We start from the raw sequence: 20,520 nt of genomic DNA, 5'->3' as shown, positions 1-20,520 counted from the left end.
TAAGGTATTTCCTTTGTCACAATTGCCGATTGAAGCCGTGATGCCTGAGTTGCTGACGGCGGTCAAAAATCAACATCAAGTGATCTTAAAAGCGGCGCCTGGTTCCGGTAAGTCGACTTACTTCCCTTTGCAGTTACTCTTAAATCATTCGGTTGCTGGAAAAATCATCATGCTTGAGCCAAGACGACTCGCGGCGCGTAACATTGCCCGTTATCTTGCTGAGCAATTGGGAGAACAAGTTGGTCAACGCGTGGGTTATCGAGTTCGTGGCGAGGCAAAGGTAAGTTCTGCAACGCAGCTGGAGATCGTGACCGAAGGGATCATGACTCGGATGATTCAAACTGACCCAGAACTGGATGGGGTTGATCTACTGATCTTTGATGAGTTTCATGAACGCAGCATTCATGCCGATACCGCTTTGGCATTCAGTTTAGAAGTTCAAGAGGCATTGCGAGACGATCTCAAGCTGGTGGTAATGTCGGCAACGCTTGACCAACAAGCATTACAATCGTTGTTGCCGGAAGCCAGTTACATTGAATCTGAAGGGCGCAGCTTTGATGTGGCAATGCGCTACCAGCCGTTAGGTGTGAACGAGCATTTACCTACGAGTATGGCAAAAACAATAGAAAGTCTTATGAACAAAGAGTCTGGATCTTTGTTAGCTTTCCTACCGGGTGTTGGTGCCATAAAACAAGTTGAAGAGCGGTTGTCTCATTTAGCGGATGATATCGACGTATGCCCACTTTATGGTCAACTGAGCTTTGCAGATCAACAAAAAGCGATTACGCCAGCAGAACAAGGTAAGCGTAAAGTCGTTCTAGCGACCAACATTGCAGAAACTTCACTAACGATTGAAGGCATTCGCCTCGTCGTTGATTCTGGGTTAGAGCGTATTGCCCGCTTTGATTTGAAAAACGGTTTAACACGCTTAGAGCAAACATGCATTGCACAGTCTTCAGCGATTCAGCGTGCAGGACGAGCGGGACGAATAGAAGAGGGCATTTGTGTTCGTCTTTATTCTGAAAACCAGTTCAAGCAGCAACCGCTGGTTCCCCAACCCGAAATTTTGCATTCCGATTTGGCTAGTTTAGTTATGGAGCTTGCCTTTTGGGGAACGGGTGATATCCACGATCTAAAGTGGCTTGATGTTCCCGCTAATGCGTCATTGGAACAAGCGAAGCAGCTATTGGTGTCATTGGGACTACTGACGGAAAAAGGGCAATTAACGTCCGAAGGAAAACAGGCGCATGAACTAGGCGTTGAGCCTCGTGCGGCTGCGATGCTAATTAAAGCGCAATCTTACAGTGATAAGATGTTAAATGCTGCTTTGGCGGCGGTCGCACTGATTGAAGAGCCAGAGAGAAATGCTACCAATATCTCTTATAGCTTGCATCGTTGGCTTGTTGGTACTCATCCAAAAAAGTCGATGTTGTTCAAGCGTGCTCAATCTCTGGCATACAAATTGGATACGGTATTTGACCTGAAAGGCGTGGATGAAGATGCATTACCGCTGGTGTTAAGTTTGGCATTTCCAGATCGCATTGCACAGCAGCGCACAAATCAATTTGGGCGATTTACTTTGGCTAATGGTCATGGTGCAGAATGTCGTCAGGAAGACATGCTAGGTGGCTGTGAGTATTTGGTTGCCGTTGACTTAATGCGTTCTCATTCTAATTCAAGTCAAATTCATTCGGCATGTGAATTGGATGTCAATATATTGCGAACGACCTTTGATACGCTATTTTCGTCTGAAGAAGTAGTGGACTGGGATGAAAAAAGAGGCCGTCTAATAGCTGAGCGACAAACAAAACTCGGTCTGCTGGTCGTTGAACGCGAGCCGTTGCCAAGCCCGGACAAAGAAAAAATGACACAAGCTTTACTCACGTATGTCCGCCGCCAGGGCTTACAGAGTCTAAACTGGACACCGGCAGCGGAGAGCTTGTTAGCTCGGATTCGTTGTGCGGTGGAATGGTTACCTGAGCAGTCATGGCCAATGTTTGATGAAGTCAGTTTGCTGGATTCATTAGGGGAGTGGTTAGAACCATACATGACGTCTGTCAGTTCGGTTAAAGACCTGAGCAAGATAAACTTGGTCGAAGCGCTTAATGCTCGATTAGGTTGGCCACTCAATCAACAACTGGATGAATGGTTACCTGAGCATTACCAACTGCCCACAGGTTCAAAGAAGCGTATCCGTTACCAATATGGCCATGAGCCGATATTATCGGTGCGTATGCAAGAAGTATTTGGGGAGAGTGGTTCCCCAACGGTGGCTCTTGGCCGCAAGCGTTTGGTGCTTGAACTGCTTTCACCGGCACAACGTCCATTGCAAGTAACGTCGGACTTGGCGGCTTTCTGGAACGGAAGCTACAAAGACGTTCAAAAAGAGATGAAAGGGCGCTACCCAAAACACGTTTGGCCAGATGATCCTGCCAATCATGTAGCAACAACGAAAACAAAAAGACAATTGAATAATGACTGACAGCAAGAAGCCTAGCGCGAAAAAAGCGCCAGCGAAGAAAAGTACAACCAATAAAGGAGCCGCAAAACAGACTCGACGTACGCCGAGTAAAAAGCCGACTAACGAGAAACGTTCGTGGTTGAAAGTTCTGTGGTCGTTTAGCTGGAAAGCTGGCGTTGCACTTGCCGCTGTTTTGCTGTTTGTTGGGATTTACTTAGATAGTGTGGTGAAAGAACGCTTTGAAGGCCAGCTGTTTGAGCTGCCAACGGTGGTTTATGCCCGTATCTTGAATCTAAGCCCTGGTGAGAATATCACCATCCAAGAACTGCGCAACGAGCTAGATGTGTTGAATTACCGTAAAGTGAGTCAACCTCGTTACCCAGGCGAATATTCCTCTTCTTCCACTCGGATTGAATTGATTCGTCGTCCATTCGAGTTTGCCGATGGTCCCGAGCCGGATCGTCACATTATGCTGCATTTTTCTGATTCTGGCTTGCAACGTATTCAGTCTTTAGAATCTCGAGGAGACCTTGGTTACTTGCGCCTAGAACCGAAGATGTTGGGCATGCTGGAGAAAGACCGTGATGAACAGCGCCTTTTCTTACGTCGTGATCAGTTCCCTGAAATTTTAGTGGATGCGCTGCTTGCGACCGAAGACCGTGATTTTTATCAACATGACGGGGTGTCACCGCTCGCGATTGCACGTGCATTGGTTGCGAACATTAAGGCCGGTCGTACTGTTCAAGGCGGTAGTACGTTGACTCAGCAACTGGCAAAAAACCTATTTTTGACTCGTGATAAAACACTGTGGCGTAAAGTTCGAGAAGCGTATATCGCGCTAATTTTGGATTACCGTTACAGCAAAGATCGTATCTTAGAAGCCTACCTAAACGAAGTGTACCTAGGTCAAAGTGGAGGTGAAGCGATCCACGGGTTTGGCTTGGCGTCGCGTTACTATTTTGGGCAGCCAATCCAGGAGTTGCGAATCGATCAGCTGGCGATGTTAGTTGGGATGGTAAAAGGACCGTCTTACTACAACCCAATTCGTTACCCTGAGAGAACGAAAGAGCGTCGTGATCTCGTTCTGCGCCTGTTAATGCAGCAAAACATGTTGACTTCAGAGCAGTATGAACAAGCTGTAAGTCGTCCACTCGATACGCAAAGCAAGCCACGTATTGCGAGCCGTCAGCCAGCTTATTTCCAACAATTGAGTATTGAATTAAAAGAAAAAGTTGGGGAGCGATTTAAGGCAGAGACCGGACTGCGCGTATTTACGTCTCTGGACCCAGTATCGCAAAGCAAAATGGAACAAGCTATCGCGAAAAAGATCCCAGAACTAGCTAAACGGGGTGGTAAAGAGTTAGAAGCCGCTGCTGTGGCCGTTGATCGCCATAGTGGTGAAATCCGTGCGATGGTTGGTGGTAAACGTGTCGGTTATGAAGGCTTTAACCGCGCGCTCAATGCCAGTCGTCCGATTGGTTCTTTAGTGAAACCAGCGATTTACTTAACGGCTCTAGAACAACCGGATAAATACAACCTAGGCACGACGCTACACGACACGCCGTTAAGTCTGAAGAGCAGTAAAGGTAACGTGTGGACGCCGCGCAACTACGATAGAAAATATCGTGGTGATGTGCCACTTTACATTGCTTTAGCGAAATCACTTAACGTACCAACCGTGCGCTTAGGTATGGCACTTGGCATTCCTGAAGTCTCCAATACTTTAGAGCGTTTGGGCGTGAACAAAGACGAAATTCGCCCAGTGCCTTCGATGTTTTTGGGTTCGTTTTCTTTGACGCCATTCGAAGTCGCACAGATGTATCAGACTCTGACGAATTCAGGTAAGCGTGCAAAACTGACCGCTCTGCGCTCAGTCATGGATATGGAAGGTAATGTGCTGTATCAATCCTTGCCTCGTTCATCAAGAGCCGTGGATGAACAAGCAGCATGGCTAACGACCTACGCGATGAAACAAGGGGTTGCTCAAGGCACTGGCCGCTTCTTACAAAGCCAGTTTGGTTGGGCTGCATTGGCAGGAAAAACGGGTACCAGTAATGATAACCGCGATAGTTGGTTTGTCGGTGTTGATGGTCGTGAGGTGACGACAATTTGGCTAGGCCGCGACGATAATAAACCCGTGAATCTAACGGGGTCGAGTGGTGCATTACGAGTATACGCAGAGTACTTGAAGCAGCGTATTCCTGAGCGTTTAGAGCTCCCATGGCCAAGAGAAATCACCACATTAGGGTTCAAGCCTACATCTGATGGAGGTTTAGAAATGAACTGCCGTAGTGATTACAAACTGCCGGTTTGGGATAAAACCGGTCAGATAAAGCAACAGTGTGAGAAGAAATCAAACTGGTTAAATAGCATATTTGATTGGTAGCATCGCCAAATCAACAACATTAGCTTGTTTATCTGATTAATTCTTAGTACATATTAGGGCGTGTTAGTACAGTACTGCTAGCACGCCCTACTTGATCAGATATTCAATAAAGGAAGAAGTGAATGTTCAAAAAGCTGTTATCAAGCCCATCGGTTCGCAACTTTGCGCTTTGGGTTAGTACCTTTTTGATGATCACTCCTTCTGTTTCCCTCGCCAACTCTCTAACAAAAACGGATGACTTGGAACCTCGACCAAAGGTGGCGGTTGTGCTCGCTGGTGGCGGAGCGAAAGGGGCGGCACACATTGGAGTTTTAAAAGCATTGGAAGAAATGCAGATTCCTGTGGATATTGTGACCGGTACCAGTATGGGCGCCTATGTGGGTGGGCTTTATGCCACGGGGATGAGTGCTGATGAAATCGAGAGTTTTATCTACACCGTCGATTGGGGCAGCGGTTATCGAGATCGTGTTGACCGTAGCCAACGTAGAGTTCGTGACAAAGAGTATGAAGACCGCTATCAAATTAATACCGACCTCGGCTTAAGATTCGGTGAGGTACGAGCACCAACGGGTGTGGTGCAAGGCCAGAACATGTTGCGAGTATTGCGTGAGACTACAGGGAACTTAGGGCGATTCGATTCTTTTGATGATCTTGCCATTCCCTATCGTTCTGTTGCGACAGATATTCTTGCCCTAGAAGAAGTCGTACTGGGCAATGGTTACCTTGTTGATGCAATGATGGCTAGCATGTCTGTACCAGGAGCGCTTCCTCCTTATAAGCTCAATGGCCATATGCTTGTTGATGGCGGCGTCGTCAATAACATGCCTGTCGATGTGGCTCGCGCCATGGGGGCTGATGTCGTTATTGCCGTCGATATTAGCACCGATTACAAAACCGAAGATGAATTTACGGGGCTGTTTACTGTCGCGGACCAACTCTCTAACTATCTCGTTCGTCGTAGTACACAACAGCAAGTGGACGAGCTTGAACCTCAAGATATCTATATTCGTCCCAATGTGGGCACCATGGAAACCGTCGAGTTCGACAAAATGCCTTGGGCTTTTCAAGCTGGGTACGATATTACCAAGCAGTTAAAAGACAAGCTGAAAGGGTTGCGCTTGTCCAATGCGGACTATCAAAAATACATCGATCGCAAACAAGAAGTTCGTAAAACTTTGATTTATGGCGATCAGCGTGTGGTTGATGACATAGTGATTGTTAATAACACGCACTACAGCGATGTGTTGTTGACGAATCGTATTGAATTAGAAACCGGACGTCGTATTTCAACGGCCGAAATTGAGAAAGCCGTTGAAAACCTCTACGCGTTAGATCGGTTCGAGCTCATCACTTATCACTTTGAAGAGGTTGATGGTGAGACATTGTTGGTTTTTGATGTTAACGAGAAGTCGTGGGGGCCTAATTATCTCAACTTCCGATTTTTTCTTGAAGATGACTTCGATACAGATAGCCAGTACGGCATAGGAATATCGACCAACTTTACCAATTTAAACTCTCATGGCGCGGAGTTGGCGTTCAACGTAGAAATGGGCACGGATAAGCTGATTGAAGCTGAGTTGTATTCCCCTGTTTTATCTAGCCAAGAACTTTTTGTTTCGGGGCGAATTTCCTATGGTAGTGAGAGCCGAAACTTACCTTTAACAGAGCCTCAAGCACCAGATTTAGAGTCAGTAAATGACTTTTTTCCGGTCACTTACGATGATTTTACAACAGAGTTAGCGATAGGTATCCAACCCACATTGTGGCAAGAACTTCGATTTGGCGCTCGCTACTCAACCGGAGATATTGAGCTTTCTACTTTGGCTTCTGCTGGTAAATTGGATTTTGAACGTCGTGGTCTGTTTGCCAATTATCGCCTAGACACACTTGATGATTTCGCATTTCCGACTCGTGGGCTTTTAGTCGATCTCGAATATTTAGTGTCTCATGATCAAAGTCCTCAGGGCGTTAGCCTTTTAGAAACTGACAAAATTATTGAAGATACCGTTTATGAAATCTCTGCACGATTTAAAGGTGCAGTGAGTCATCAGCGTCATACTTTAGTCGGACATGCTGAATATAGTTTTGTAGAGAGTAAAAACTCATCTTTACCGCTTGATCCCAGAGAGTTGGGCGGCTTCTTAAGCCTATCGGGAATCCCAAGAAATAGCCTGATCGGACAGAACTTATTTTTCAGCAGTTTGGTGTACCGATATAAGTGGTTTGATAATGATTTCGGATTGTTTGAAGCTCCAGTCTACCTGGGCGCATCGGTCGAATATGGCGGTGTTTGGTCTGATAATGATCTGAAACTAAACGAAGCGCCGCTTTACAATGCTGGTTCCATCTTCTTTGGTGTTGACTCACCAATAGGACCAATAATGTTGGCATACGGTCGTACCGAGCAAGATTTGGATGCTGTGTATTTGATCGTAGGAACATCGTTTAATTAACCGGGTATGAGAAAGCAAAAACTTGGCATATTTGGTCAAAATTAGCAGAACTTTAGTCGTAAGTTGCTATGTTGGTCAAAATGATAAGATTTTAATTTAAGGTTAAATTTGCTATTATTTTGCCCACAGTTTGGCCTCTACGGCGCTGTTTCTCAATCATAATTGAATGAAAACAAGGGCAATGGAGAGCCAAGTTTCCAAGGATGTTCACTCCTTTACTTTAACAATAGTAATAATAGAGGAGGAACCGCAATGAGAGGAAAAAGTCGTGCTTGAAGCCTACCGTAAACACGTCGAAGAGCGTGCTGCTGAAGGAGTTGTTCCTAAACCGCTAGACGCAGAACAAGTTGCTGGACTTGTAGAACTTCTGAAAAATCCCCCGCAAGGTGAAGAAGAAGTCATTCTTGACCTACTTGAAAACCGTATCCCTCCAGGTGTTGATGAAGCTGCTTATGTAAAAGCGGGTTTCCTAACAGCAGTAGCAAAAGGTGAAGTTAAATCACCATTAGTGAGTCGTGAAAAAGCGGCTGAACTGCTAGGCACTATGCAAGGTGGTTACAACATCGAACCGCTAGTTGAGCTATTGGATGATGAAGCACTGGCAGAGATCGCAGTAAAAGCGCTGTCTCATACGCTGCTGATGTTTGATGCTTTCTATGACGTAGAAGAGAAAGCGAAAGCTGGCAATGCGCATGCACAGAAAGTACTTCAATCATGGGCTGATGCTGAGTGGTTCCTTTCTAAGCCTAAGCTTGAAGAAAAAGTCACTCTAACCGTATTTAAAGTAACAGGTGAAACGAACACGGATGACCTTTCACCTGCACCTGACGCTTGGTCTCGCCCTGATATTCCAGTACACGCACTGGCGATGCTTAAAAACGAGCGTGAAGGAATAAACCCTGATCAACCGGGTACTATTGGCCCGATCAAGCAAATTGAAGAGTTAAAAGACAAAGGTCATCAATTGGTTTACGTTGGTGATGTTGTTGGTACTGGCTCTTCACGTAAATCGGCAACAAACTCAGTGCTTTGGTTTATGGGTGATGATATCCCTTACGTTCCAAACAAACGAGCTGGTGGGTATGTGCTTGGTGGCAAAATTGCCCCTATCTTCTTTAACACAATGGAAGATGCTGGCGCACTACCAATCGAAGTTGACGTAACTAAGCTCAACATGGGCGATGTTATCGATGTTTACCCATATGAAGGTAAAGTTTGCAACCACGAAACTGGTGAGGTTCTAGCTGAGTTCTCGCTAAAAACAGAAGTACTGATTGATGAAGTTCGTGCTGGTGGTCGTATCCCATTGATCATCGGTCGTGGTTTGACAGACAAAGCGCGTCAATCGCTAGGTCTTGAGCCTTCGGATGTATTCCGTAAACCTGGTGAAATCGCAGATTCTGGCAAGGGTTACACGCTTGCACAGAAAATGGTTGGTAAAGCATGTGGCGTAGAAGGCATCCGTCCTGGAACCTACTGTGAGCCGAAGATGACGACAGTAGGCTCGCAAGATACTACTGGCCCTATGACTCGTGATGAACTTAAAGACTTGGCGTGTCTCGGCTTCTCTGCTGATCTTGTCATGCAGTCTTTCTGTCACACATCGGCTTATCCAAAACCAGTAGACGTTAACACTCACCATACACTTCCGGACTTTATTATGAACCGCGGTGGTGTATCTCTTCGTCCTGGTGACGGTATTATCCACTCATGGCTAAACCGTATGCTACTACCGGATACTGTCGGTACGGGTGGTGACTCACATACTCGTTTCCCTCTGGGTATTTCATTCCCAGCTGGCTCGGGCTTGGTTGCCTTTGCAGCTGCGACAGGCGTTATGCCGCTAGACATGCCAGAGTCAATCTTGGTTCGTTTTAAAGGTGAAATGCAACCGGGTATTACACTGCGTGATCTTGTTCATGCCATCCCTTACTACGCGATTCAGCAAGGGCTACTAACGGTAGAAAAAGCGGGCAAGATCAACGAATTTTCTGGCCGTATCCTTGAGATTGAAGGCTTAGAAACGCTAACGGTTGAGCAAGCATTTGAGCTTTCTGATGCATCTGCAGAGCGTTCGGCGGCAGGTTGTACTGTGAAATTGTCCCAAGAGTCGATCGAAGAGTACTTAAACTCTAACATCGTGATGCTGAAGTGGATGATCTCTGAAGGTTACGGTGATCGCCGTACTATCGAGCGCCGCATTACTGCAATGCAAGAGTGGCTAGCAAACCCTGAGCTGATGCAAGCAGATAAAGACGCTGAATACGCACATGTGATTGAAATCGATATGGCTGAAATCAATGAGCCAGTACTATGTGCACCGAATGATCCAGATGACGCTCGTTTGTTGTCTGAAGTACAAGGCACAGCGATTGATGAAGTGTTCATCGGTTCTTGTATGACGAACATCGGTCACTTCCGCGCAGCAGGTAAATTGCTTGATAAGTTCAATGGCCAGTTAGCAACGCGCCTTTGGGTAGCGCCACCAACAAAAATGGATAAAGACCAACTGATTGAAGAAGGCTACTACGGTATCTTCGGACGTGCAGGGGTGCGTATTGAAACGCCAGGGTGTTCACTTTGTATGGGTAACCAAGCGCGTGTTGCAGATAAATCAACAGTAATGTCGACTTCAACGCGTAACTTCCCGAACCGTCTGGGTACTGGTGCGAATGTTTACCTGTCGTCAGCTGAGCTAGCTGCAGTAGGTGCAATTCTAGGTAAGATTCCAACCAAAGAAGAATACCTAGAATACGCGAAGCAAATCGACGCTACGGCAACGGATACGTACCGCTACTTGAACTTCCATAAAATGGATCAATACACCAAGAAAGCGGACGAAGTGATCTTCCAAGAGCCGGCATAATCAGAAATGCACAATTCAAAAGCACCTCACATGAGGTGCTTTTTTTATGGGAGCAATTCGCTATACTCGCACCAAATTGATACGAAATAGGCAATCTCGGTGGAATTTGAATTCATTCGTAACACGTTGATGGGCGAGTACTACGTAAAATGTAGCATGGGACATGAGATTGTAGGGCGCTGGTTGCAAGAAGAAATTGGTAAAGATCCGATGAAGATTGCACAGGTTGAAAAGCTAATTGAGCGGTCATTTTCAGCGCCTTCTCAGGAGCATAACCTTACAGGCACGGAAATTAGCTTGATGATTCAGGGCGACGAAGTTCTTGTACAAGAAAACGCATTAGCCCATGAATATGATGTCGAGATGGAAAGTGAGTTCGACTTCTACAATGCAGAAAGTACAGCAAGTTGTGGGATAGAGGATTTCATGGCACTTATCGAACAGTGGAAAGACTTTTTGAACATTTAATGCACAGTTTTGGGTAACTTCTCTGCCGTTGCTTTAAATTTGTGAAAAGGGCGCACCGATATGGTGCGCCCTTTTTGTTTATAGATATGTAAATTGAGGTTAGTTTTTATTATTCAATAACTTAAAAACTTGGCACGTAGATTGGATTATAAGAAGTGTTTCAGGATGAAAGCTTCGGAGATAACTCAATGAAAATAATCAATGCCATTATTAAGCCGTTTAAATTAGACGATGTACGAGAAGCATTGGCTGATGTCGGTATCGAAGGGATGACAGTATCAGAAGTTAAAGGGTTCGGTCGTCAAAAAGGTCACACGGAATTGTATCGCGGTGCAGAGTATCAAGTCGATTTTCTACCAAAGGTGAAAATTGAAATCGCGACTCACGCAGACAATGTAGATCGCGTTGTTGAAGCAATTACAAAAGCTGCGCAAACCGGAAAAATCGGCGACGGTAAAATTTTTGTTTACGATCTGAACCAAGCGGTGCGTATCCGAACTGGCGAAATGGACGCAGAAGCACTTTAAGAATTCAAAGGATTGGAGATACTTATTATGGAATTAACAACAACAGTAACCGAGTTACGTTACGCACTTGACACCTTTTTCTTCCTCATTTCCGGTGCGTTGGTAATGTGGATGGCAGCAGGCTTTGCGATGCTAGAGGCTGGCCTTGTGCGCTCTAAAAACACAACAGAAATTCTTACGAAGAACATCTGTTTGTACGCCATCGCATGCACGATGTTTCTGATTGTCGGTTATAACATCATGTATGTCGATAATGGAGAAGGAGGCTGGTTACCTTCATTTGGTACGCTAATTGGTACTCAAGGTGAAGGGGCCGACCACTCTTTAGAGTCTGACTTCTTCTTCCAAGTTGTCTTCGTTGCAACTGCTATGTCCGTCGTTTCTGGTGCGGTAGCTGAGCGCATGAAGCTTTGGTCTTTCTTGATTTTCTCTGCGATTTTAACTGCGTTTATCTATCCAATGGAAGGTTACTGGACATGGGGTGGAGGCTTCCTAGCAGAAGCTGGATTTAGTGACTTTGCGGGGTCTGGTATCGTACATATGGCAGGTGCTTCTGCTGCTCTTGCTGGTGTGTTACTGCTTGGCGCGCGTAAGGGTAAGTACGGTAAAAATGGTGAAATCTATCCGATTCCAGGTTCTAACATGCCTTTGGCAACGTTGGGTACTTTTATCCTTTGGTTTGGTTGGTTTGGATTTAACGGTGGTTCTCAGTTGATGGTTTCAGATTTTGAGAATGCTACAGCGGTAGGTCAGATCTTTCTAAACACTAACGCAGCAGCGGCTGCTGGTGCAATTGCGGCGCTATTCGTTTGTAAAACTACTTGGGGTAAAGCCGATTTAACGATGATCCTCAATGGCGCGCTAGCTGGCTTGGTTGCCATCACTGCAGACCCTCTATCGCCATCACCACTGTACGCGGTTGCGATTGGTGCGGTGTCGGGTGCACTAGTAGTATTCAGTATCATTGCTCTAGATAAACTTAAAATTGACGATCCAGTAGGTGCTATCTCAGTTCACGGTGTGTGTGGTTTCTTCGGCCTAATGGTAGTGCCACTGAGCAACGGTGATGCAACGTTTGGTGCACAGCTTTTAGGTGCCGTAGTTATCTTTGCTTGGGTATTTGGTGCTAGCCTAGTTGTGTGGGCAATCTTGAAAGCGACCGTTGGGATTCGCGTTACAGAAGATGAAGAAATGGAAGGTATGGACATGCATGATTGTGGTGTTGGTGCTTACCCAGAGTTTGTTACGGTGAAATAATCATTAGCTTGTAATAAATGGTTACACACTTAACACAATAAAACCTGCTCCAATGAGCAGGTTTTTTAATATTCGTCATTGTCTTCTTATTGAACATACATATAATAACGCAACTGATAAAAGTTATCATTAGCATGGTAAAGGATTAAACAATGAAAAAACTGCTAACTCTTTCAGCACTAACTTGCGCTACTCTAGCTCCAACAGCAATGGCTGCTGAAGAAGTGAACGTCTACTCTTACCGTCAACCTTTCCTAGTTGAACCTATGTTCAATGAGTTCACTAAAGAAACTGGTATCAAAGTAAACGTAAAATTTGCTAAAAAAGGCTTAGCAGAAAAGCTAGCTCAAGAAGGTGAGTACAGCCCTGCTGACGTTATTCTTACGACAGACATCAGCCGTCTAGCTGAACTGACAAACAAAGGTTTAGTTCAGAAAGTCGATAGCAAAATCATTGAAGAAAACGTACCTGCTCAATACCAAGATAAAGAGAATGAGTGGTTTGCTCTAACTCTACGTTCTCGTAGCGTTTATTCATCACGTGATCGCGTAGGTAAACTAGGCGCAGATTTCAACTACGCAGACTTAGCTAAGCCAGAGTTCAAAGGTAAAATTTGTACTCGTAGCGGTAAGCACCCGTACAACGTTTCTCTAGTTTCAGCAATGATTGCTCACAATGGCGAAGCAGAGACCAAAGAGTGGTTAGAAGGCGTGAAAGCAAACCTTGCTCGCAAACCACAAGGCAACGATCGTGCACAAGTTAAAGCGATCAAAGAAGGCCTATGTGATGTTTCTCTAGGTAACAGCTACTACCTAGGTAAAATGGTTAACGACAAAGAGCAAAAAGCTTGGGCTGATGCAGTTTACATCAACTTCCCTAACCAAGAGACTACAGGCACTCACGTGAATATCTCTGGTATGGCGATGGCTAAGTACTCTCCAAACAAAGACAATGCTGTGAAGCTAATGGAATTCCTAACGGGTGACAAAGCGCAGCAAATGTACGCAGAAGTTAACTACGAGTACCCAGTTAAAGAAGGCGTGAAGCGTTCTGAGCTTGTGGAATCTTGGGGTGACTTTAAAGCAGACAAGCTTTCTCTAGACGATATTGCAGCCAACCACGAAGCGGCAATTAAGCTATTAGATGAAGTGAAATTTGACCTTTAATTCCTTGTGGGGGTATAACAGTACCCCCATTTGATTAAAGGATATGAGATGTATTTGCAACAGCATTTGTATTTCATACAGCCTTGCAGTAATTAGGCGATGAAAGATAAACACTCTTTATGGAAAACCAGTAGTGGGGTAATAACTCTGCTACTGGTTTTGCCGATCTTAGCGATCTTCTACACCGCAATTGGTGAAACGGATGATTTGTTTGCTCATTTAATGGCAACGGTCATGCCGACTTATATTTTTAACACGGTTGCGCTAACTGTTGGCGTAATGGTGCTGTCCTTAATTCTTGGTATTCCAAGCGCTTGGATAATGGCCATGTGTAAACTGCCGACCGAAAAATGGTTGCAGTGGGCATTGGTGCTACCTCTTGCAATGCCAGGTTATATCATTGGTTATATTTTTACTGATTGGTTTGATTTTGCAGGCCCGATTCAGATCTTTTTGCGTGATGTAACCGGATGGGGACCTGGCGAGTATTGGTTCCCTGACATTCGTACGTTGCCTGGTGCGACCTTTGTGTTGGCTTTGGTGTTGTATCCTTACGTGTATTTATTGTGCCGGGCTGCGTTTATGGAGCAAAATGTCTCTTTATTGCAAAGCGCGCGTTTGCTCAAGTGCTCTCCATGGGAAAGCTTTTGGCGCATCTCGATGCCGTTAGTAAGACCCTCTATCGCAGTAGGTTTATCATTGGTCGCAATGGAGACCATCGGTGACTTTGGTACGGTAAGTTACTTCGCGGTGAATACGTTAACCACAGCGGTCTACGATACTTGGTTGGGGTACTCTAATCTTAATGCGGCAGCCAAGATTTCTGCCATGATGCTCGTCATTGTAGTACTGCTTCTTAGTGCCGAACGATACAGCCGCCGTAAACAAAAGCTTTTTCAAAGCCAATTTAACAGTCACGAAGATTTTCGTTACGAGTTGACGGGCTGGAAAAAGTGGACCGCACTGGTTTGGTGTTGGGGCTTGGTTTCAGTCGCTTTTATTTTGCCGCTACTACAGCTGATTGATTATGCGATCACTTATTTTGCGCAGAGTTGGACCTCAGAGTTTCGTGAATACGCATGGAATAGCTTAGTTGTGTCTGTTATTGCTGCGATTATTGGTGTTGCTGTCGCACTGATCGTTAACTTTACCCATCGAGTCAGTGGTAAACGAGAAAGCTTGGCATTTATGCGTCTTTCTTCTATGGGCTATGCAGTACCAGGAACGGTACTAGCCATCGGTGTGATGGTCGCTGTGCTGTTTATGGATCATCGTGTCAACGATGTTGCTAAAGCCATGGAGTGGGGAAGGCCGGGACTTATCTTTTCTGGTTCCATGTTCGCACTAGTATTTGCCATGGTTGTGCGCTTTTCCGCGGTAGCGATTGGTAGTATCGAAAGTAATTTAAATAAAATTTCTCCGTCGTTAGATATGGCATCGCGCACTATGGGTTGTAAGCCCAATGCCATGCTGTGGCGCGTGCACTTTCCGCTGGTTAAGCGCGGTGCACTGATTGCGGCTTTATTAGTGTTTATCGAGTCGATGAAAGAGCTTAATGCGGCTTTGTTACTTCGTCCGTTTAACTTTGAAACACTAGCCACATACGTTTATAACTTCGCCTCGGATGAGCATTTAGAATTGGCCGCTTTGCCAGCGGTTCTGTTGGTTCTTGTTGGGTTGATCCCGCTTGTTGTTGTTAACCGTTCACTGGAGCAAAATCACTGATGAGCTGTGCATTATCAATTAAAAACCTAACGTGCCAATATGACGATCAAACTGTACTCGAATCATTGTCTCTTGAGGTAGAACAAGGGCAGATTGTCTGTTTGCTAGGAGCCAGTGGCTGTGGGAAAACAACACTATTAAAGGCCGTTGCGGGATTATTGCCGTTAACGTCAGGCGAAATGAGTCTAAATTGCGTCACAATTGATGATGGGGAAAACTGGTTGCCGCCAGAACAGCGTAATATCGGGATGATTTTCCAAGATTACGCACTTTTTCCTCACTTGACGGTGGAGCAAAACATTGCCTTTGGCTTAAAGCAGTGCTCGACAAAAGAGAAAAATGCCAAAGTTCAAGAGATGTTAGAACTCGTGCATCTTCAAGGTTATGGCGATCGTTATCCTCATCAATTGTCTGGTGGACAGCAGCAGCGTGTTGCGATTGCTCGCTCATTAGCTTACAGCCCAGACTTATTGTTACTTGATGAACCGTTTTCTAATATTGATACGCAAGTTCGCCATGAGTTGATAAGTGAGATCCGTAAGATTTTTAAGGCCCAAGGTGTGACTGCCATTTTTGTTACGCATAGCCGTGAAGAGGCTTTTGCTTTCGCCGATAAAATGGCAGTGATGAACAATGGAGTCATCGAGCAATATGGCACAGCATCTGAGCTTTACTACCAGCCTTCAAGTAAATTTGTCGCTGATTTCTTAGGTGGTGGCAGTTACCTTGCTGCTAAACGGGTTTCGAATTCAGAATATGAAACCCACTTGGGCGTGGTTGAAGCCACGGCTCAACAAGATATTCCAGTACAGGCGGAGTGCTCTTTACTGCTAAGACCGCAGCATGTGCAAATTCAATCCGATGAAGATAGTTCGGTAACCGTATTGGAACAGCATTTTATGGGTGATCACTGCCGTTATGTGATTAACGCGAATGGTGACCGTTTGTTAGCTACAGCTTCGCAAGCATTAAATATAGGTGAGTCCGTCGCGGTGAAAATTGAAACGCAAGGCGTCCTGGCATTTGCTTAACGCTCCTGAGTATCTTTTCTATCTCGTTTACGACTTCCCAACATACAATAAAAAAGCCCGGCTGTGGAGCCGGGCAAGTGCTCTTCTCCTGTTGATGAGCGCCTTTTCAGACAGCGTTGACTCTCATCATAGTGCTCGAAGCGGGCACAAGGTTCAGTTATAAAGACAAGAAGTCTTTAAACTGTTGAAGAACACGTTCCGCAGTGTCCTTATCTTGCATCTCTGCAAAAATTCGTAGCAGTGGCTCAGTGCCAGAGAAGCGAGCGATGATCCAACCGCCGTTCTTGAAGTAGACTTTCGCACCATCTTCATAGCTGACTTTTTCGATTTCAAACTCGAACTCAGGCAACTGCTTTTCAACATAAATCTTGTTGAACAGTACGTCTTTTTGCGCTGGTTTGAACTTGCAATCGCCTTCTGCCATGTAGGCATAGCCGTACTTGCCGTAGATTTCATCCAGCAACTCAGACAGCTTCTTGCCGGTTACTGAAATCATTTCTACCAATAGGCTTGATGCGAATACGCCGTCTTTACCTTTGATGTGGCCGCGAATGGTTAGGCCACCAGAGCTTTCCCCGCCAATCAGTGAGTCATCCGCTTCCATTTGGGAGCTGATGTGCTTAAAGCCTACAGGAACCTCAAAGCATTTCTCGCCATGATCTTCGGCGACTTTATCGAGAAGGTGGGTGGTTGCGATGTTACGTACCACGGAGCCTTTCCAGCCTTTGTATTCAAGTAGGTAGTAGTAAAGCAGCAGTAGCACTTCATTTGGATGAATGAAGTTACCTTTTTCGTCGATAATACCAAGACGGTCCGCATCGCCATCAGTACCGATGCCAATATCGTAACCTTGCTCTTTCACTAGGTGCATCAAACGGTAGAGTGTTGCAGCGCTTGGCGAAGGCATTAACCCACCGAAATCTGGGTTTTTGCCATCGTTAATCACATCAACGTCACAGCGGCCGTTGATTAATACGGTTTGCAGTGCGTTTTTCGCGACACCAAACATTGGGTCGATCAAAACACGTAAATTCGCCTTCTTGATCGCTTCGATGTCGATAAAGTCGATGATTGAGTCAACGAATTCGTTCATCGGATTGATGATTTCAATCAGCTTATCTTCAACCGCTTGTTCAAAGTCGACGCTTTTTACATCGTGCGCAGTGAGCGCGTCTATTTGTGATTCGATTTTTTGGGTGATGATTTCATCTGCGTCACGACCGCCTTCAATGAAGACTTTAATGCCGTTGTAATCGGCAGGGTTGTGTGATGCGGTAATACATGCCGAGTATGCGCAGCCCATTTCTTTCGCTTTAAACATTACGATAGGTGTTGGGACAAATTTGTCGATAAAGCTAACCACAATGCCGTTTGCTGCTAGAACTTCAGCGAACCAACGACCTGCTTTATCGGAAAGAAAACGACGGTCATAGCCAATCACAAAACCGCGATCAGCAACCGATTCGTTATTCGTGATGTTTGCAACTGCTTGAGCGACCAAACGTACATTATCTTTGGTGAACTCCTCACCGATAAATGCACGCCAACCGCCTGTACCAAATTTGATCATGATTCGATCCTCGATAAGAGCGGCATCCCACCGCCTCTTAAATCTTTGCTAGCGAACCGATGCACACATCAAACTCAAGTGCATCGGATAAATCAAAAGGGGAAAAGCTCTCCCTCAAAAGATGATTAACCTAGAGTAACGATAACTTCGTTTACTGAACCTTCCGCTTGAACTGGTACAGAGGCACCATTCACTGCTTCACCGTTCACAGTAATCGACTTAACGCCTTTGCTTACTAAGTCTGGGTTAACGACTTTGATGTTGTACGTTGCACCTAGCCATTGACGAGTCACTTCGAAACCAGGCCAGTTCGTTGGGATACATGGATCGATAGTTAGGCCATCGAAGCCTGTACGCACACCAAGGATAAAGTTGGTAACAGCGAAGTAAGCCCAGCCAGATGTACCTGTTAACCATGGGTGGTTTGCACGACCGTGGTCTTGGTGGTCACGACCCATGATGAACTGCACATAGGAGTACGGTTCTGCGATACGTTTTTCGATGATGTCGTTCTGGTTGTATGGGTTTAGCGCATCGTAGAACTTCATTGCACGATCACCACGACCCAGTTTCGCTTCAGCTACCCAAGCCCATGGGTTTGGATGCGAGAATATCGCACCGTTCTCTTTTACGCCTTGGTAAACACGAGTTACGAAGCCGATATCATCATTCGGTGTTGCAAAAGATGGTGAGTTTAGGTGGAGGCCGTATTCAGAGAATAGGTTCTCATCGACAGCGTCCATCGCTTTTTCGCCGCGCTCTTGAGATACCGCACCAGAAAGTACCGCAAGTGTGTTTGACTCTAGGTGTACACGACCTTCTTTTTGTTGCGCTGTACCGATCTTTTCGCCGTTTTTCGTTAGACCACGGATATACCAGCCGCCTTCTTCGTCCCAAAGGTGTGTTTCACACGCTTCACGCACGTTTGCTGCCATCTCGGTGTATTTTTCAACGTCGGCTTCCTTACCTAGGTATTTCGCTAGGTCGATGAACTCCTGCAGTGCCCAGAAATGTAGGAACGACACCATTGAAGATTCGCCGCCACCTAGGTTCAGACAGTCGTTCCAGTCTGCACGCAGACCTTTACAGATACCGGTTTGACCTACGTATTCAGCCGAGAAGTCTAGCGCGGCTTTCATGTGGTCATAAACCGTTGCATCGCCACCGTCGGCGTAAGGGATCACTTCGTCGAAGAAGCTGTGCTCACCGGTTTCCATCACGTACTTACAGATGGTTGGAACTAGCCATAGGTGATCATCAGAACAGGTGTCTTCGATGCCGTGAATTTTGTCTTCATCAGAAGGTGTTGGAACTACGGTTGGAGATTTAGATGGTTTAACATCCGCTTTTTCTGGATCAAACCAATCTGGATCGAATAGGTGTAGACCGTAGCCCGCTTTTACTTGGCCGCGCAGTAGGTCAACGATACGTTTGCGCGTCATTGCTGGGTTAGCGTGAGGAACTGAGATTGCATCTTGCGCTGTATCGCGGTAACCAAGACCAGTACGGCCTCCCACCTCGATGAATGAAGCAAAGCGAGACCACACCACACACGTTTCCGCTTGGTATAACGTCCAAGCGTTGATCATGGTATCTAGACCTTCGTTTGGTGATTTCACTTGGAACTTGCCACAACGCTCATCCCAGTGTGCTTTGATACCCGCAAATGCGTTGTCGACTTCTGCAAGGTCTTGGTACTTAGCACGCAGACGCTCTCCGTTGCCTTTACCGATACCGAGAATGTAAGCAAAGCGAACTTCTTCACCCGGCTGAATAGTAAATTGCTTATGCAAAGAGCCACAGTGGTTGTAACAAGTTTGCGCTGTATTGAAACACTTACCTTGTTCTACCGCTAACGGGTTTGCTTCGTCACGGTATAGGCCTAGGAAGCTGTCACGTTGGCCGTCGTATGAATCTGGGGCAAATGTTGAAGCTAGGTAGTAGAAGCCTTCGAAATCGTTGGTGTTGTAGTACAGGTCGTACTCGATCACGCCTTCGTTGTAAGCCGTACCTGCCGAGTACAGAGACATCTGATGGTTTTGGTTATCAGATTGAATGTGGCTGAATGAGAACTCAACAAATGAGAATGCACTGATCGTACGTGGTTTGTCAGAGGTGTTTTTAATCACTACATCCCAGATTTCAGCGTCTTCGCCTTTTGGCACGAACAGAGTTTTTGTTGCGGTAATACCGCTGTATTCACATTTGAACTTAGAGTAAGACAAGCCGTGACGAACTTCGTAGTTTGCTTCGTCTAGGCTCTTCGCAACTGGTTGCCAAGAGATTGACCAGTAATCACCTGTCTCATCATCACGCAAGTAAACGTAGTGTCCTGGGCGATCGAATGTCGCATTTGGACGGAATTTAGTAACACGGTTGTATTCTGGAGAGTTGTAGAACGAGTAGCCACCCGCGTTGTGCGAGATAACCGTACAGAACTTCTCAGTACCTAGGTAGTTGGTCCATGGTGCTGGTACGTCAGGGCGAGTGATGACGTATTCGCGATTCTCGTTATCGAAATAGCCGTATTTCATTTGTGTCTTTCCTTTTTACGAAGCTGCATCAGCAGCCAAAATTTAAAAACTCTTCAAGCGTGATGTTTCGACATCA

The 20,520-nt window shown here is 45.7% G+C and carries 12 protein-coding genes; 10 read left to right on the top strand and 2 right to left on the bottom strand.

The features are described from left to right. Positions 1-13 precede the first annotated feature (13 nt). The 10 genes from hrpB (at position 14) to R7P36_RS08980 (ending at position 16,340) form a co-directional block, all read left to right on the top strand. Positions 14-2,482, top strand: coding sequence for an ATP-dependent helicase HrpB (gene hrpB, locus R7P36_RS09025; protein WP_213899260.1), 2,469 nt, complete (start codon positions 14-16; stop codon positions 2,480-2,482). Then, positions 2,475-4,847 (top strand): penicillin-binding protein 1B, encoded by a 2,373-nt coding sequence (gene mrcB, locus R7P36_RS09020; RefSeq protein ID WP_017820402.1) that lies wholly within the window; start codon positions 2,475-2,477, stop codon positions 4,845-4,847. The genes hrpB and mrcB overlap by 8 nt, the downstream gene beginning before the upstream one ends. A gap of 122 nt (positions 4,848-4,969) precedes the next feature. Then, a complete protein-coding gene (locus R7P36_RS09015; RefSeq protein WP_005380018.1) occupies positions 4,970-7,300 on the top strand; it encodes a patatin-like phospholipase family protein in 2,331 nt (776 codons plus the stop codon). 268 nt (positions 7,301-7,568) lie between these two features. Next, the gene (gene acnB / locus R7P36_RS09010; protein WP_005380009.1) at positions 7,569-10,166 is read left to right on the top strand and encodes a bifunctional aconitate hydratase 2/2-methylisocitrate dehydratase; all 2,598 of its coding nucleotides are present in this window, start codon (positions 7,569-7,571) and stop codon (positions 10,164-10,166) included. A gap of 99 nt (positions 10,167-10,265) precedes the next feature. Continuing rightward, on the top strand, positions 10,266-10,634 hold the full coding sequence (locus tag R7P36_RS09005; RefSeq protein ID WP_017635908.1) for a YacL family protein: 369 nt from the start codon (positions 10,266-10,268) through the stop codon (positions 10,632-10,634). A gap of 188 nt (positions 10,635-10,822) precedes the next feature. Beyond that, the gene (locus R7P36_RS09000) at positions 10,823-11,161 is read left to right on the top strand and encodes a P-II family nitrogen regulator (RefSeq protein WP_005386570.1); all 339 of its coding nucleotides are present in this window, start codon (positions 10,823-10,825) and stop codon (positions 11,159-11,161) included. A 27-nt stretch (positions 11,162-11,188) separates the two neighbouring features. Next, the gene (locus R7P36_RS08995; RefSeq protein ID WP_005386568.1) at positions 11,189-12,418 is read left to right on the top strand and encodes an ammonium transporter; all 1,230 of its coding nucleotides are present in this window, start codon (positions 11,189-11,191) and stop codon (positions 12,416-12,418) included. A 152-nt stretch (positions 12,419-12,570) separates the two neighbouring features. After that, positions 12,571-13,584, top strand: coding sequence for a Fe(3+) ABC transporter substrate-binding protein (locus tag R7P36_RS08990; protein WP_005386566.1), 1,014 nt, complete (start codon positions 12,571-12,573; stop codon positions 13,582-13,584). Between the two features lie 99 nt (positions 13,585-13,683). Then, positions 13,684-15,309, top strand: coding sequence for an ABC transporter permease (locus R7P36_RS08985; RefSeq protein ID WP_025768193.1), 1,626 nt, complete (start codon positions 13,684-13,686; stop codon positions 15,307-15,309). After that, on the top strand, positions 15,309-16,340 hold the full coding sequence (locus R7P36_RS08980; RefSeq protein ID WP_005380055.1) for an ABC transporter ATP-binding protein: 1,032 nt from the start codon (positions 15,309-15,311) through the stop codon (positions 16,338-16,340). The genes R7P36_RS08985 and R7P36_RS08980 overlap by 1 nt, the downstream gene beginning before the upstream one ends. 157 nt (positions 16,341-16,497) lie before the next feature. Here R7P36_RS08980 and R7P36_RS08975 read toward each other — a convergent pair whose 3' ends face one another. Next, positions 16,498-17,910, bottom strand: coding sequence for a phosphoglucomutase/phosphomannomutase family protein (locus R7P36_RS08975; RefSeq protein ID WP_025768194.1), 1,413 nt, complete (start codon positions 17,908-17,910; stop codon positions 16,498-16,500). Positions 17,911-18,035: 125 nt separating this feature from the next. Further along, positions 18,036-20,444, bottom strand: a complete 2,409-nt coding sequence (locus tag R7P36_RS08970) for a GH36-type glycosyl hydrolase domain-containing protein (RefSeq protein WP_054579083.1) — start codon at positions 20,442-20,444, stop codon at positions 18,036-18,038. Between the last annotated feature and the right edge of the window lie 76 nt (positions 20,445-20,520).

Source organism: Vibrio sp. 397, assembly GCF_033339395.1.
Lineage (GTDB): Bacteria > Pseudomonadota > Gammaproteobacteria > Enterobacterales > Vibrionaceae > Vibrio > Vibrio alginolyticus.
Note: the sequence above shows the minus strand (reverse complement) of the source record. Positions and strands in the feature narration are given on the sequence as shown.

What these genes read in the sequence shown, in the direction of transcription:
- mrcB (WP_017820402.1), top strand. Translation starts at nt 2,475, where the DNA reads ATGACTGACAGCAAGAAGCCTAGCGCGAAAAAAGCGCCAGCGAAGAAA.
- R7P36_RS09015 (WP_005380018.1), top strand. Translation starts at nt 4,970, where the DNA reads ATGTTCAAAAAGCTGTTATCAAGCCCATCGGTTCGCAACTTTGCGCTT.
- R7P36_RS09000 (WP_005386570.1), top strand. Translation starts at nt 10,823, where the DNA reads ATGAAAATAATCAATGCCATTATTAAGCCGTTTAAATTAGACGATGTA.
- R7P36_RS08995 (WP_005386568.1), top strand. Translation starts at nt 11,189, where the DNA reads ATGGAATTAACAACAACAGTAACCGAGTTACGTTACGCACTTGACACC.
- R7P36_RS08990 (WP_005386566.1), top strand. Translation starts at nt 12,571, where the DNA reads ATGAAAAAACTGCTAACTCTTTCAGCACTAACTTGCGCTACTCTAGCT.
- R7P36_RS08985 (WP_025768193.1), top strand. Translation starts at nt 13,684, where the DNA reads ATGAAAGATAAACACTCTTTATGGAAAACCAGTAGTGGGGTAATAACT.
- R7P36_RS08980 (WP_005380055.1), top strand. Translation starts at nt 15,309, where the DNA reads ATGAGCTGTGCATTATCAATTAAAAACCTAACGTGCCAATATGACGAT.
- R7P36_RS08975 (WP_025768194.1), bottom strand. Translation starts at nt 17,910, where the DNA reads ATGATCAAATTTGGTACAGGCGGTTGGCGTGCATTTATCGGTGAGGAG.
- R7P36_RS08970 (WP_054579083.1), bottom strand. Translation starts at nt 20,444, where the DNA reads ATGAAATACGGCTATTTCGATAACGAGAATCGCGAATACGTCATCACT.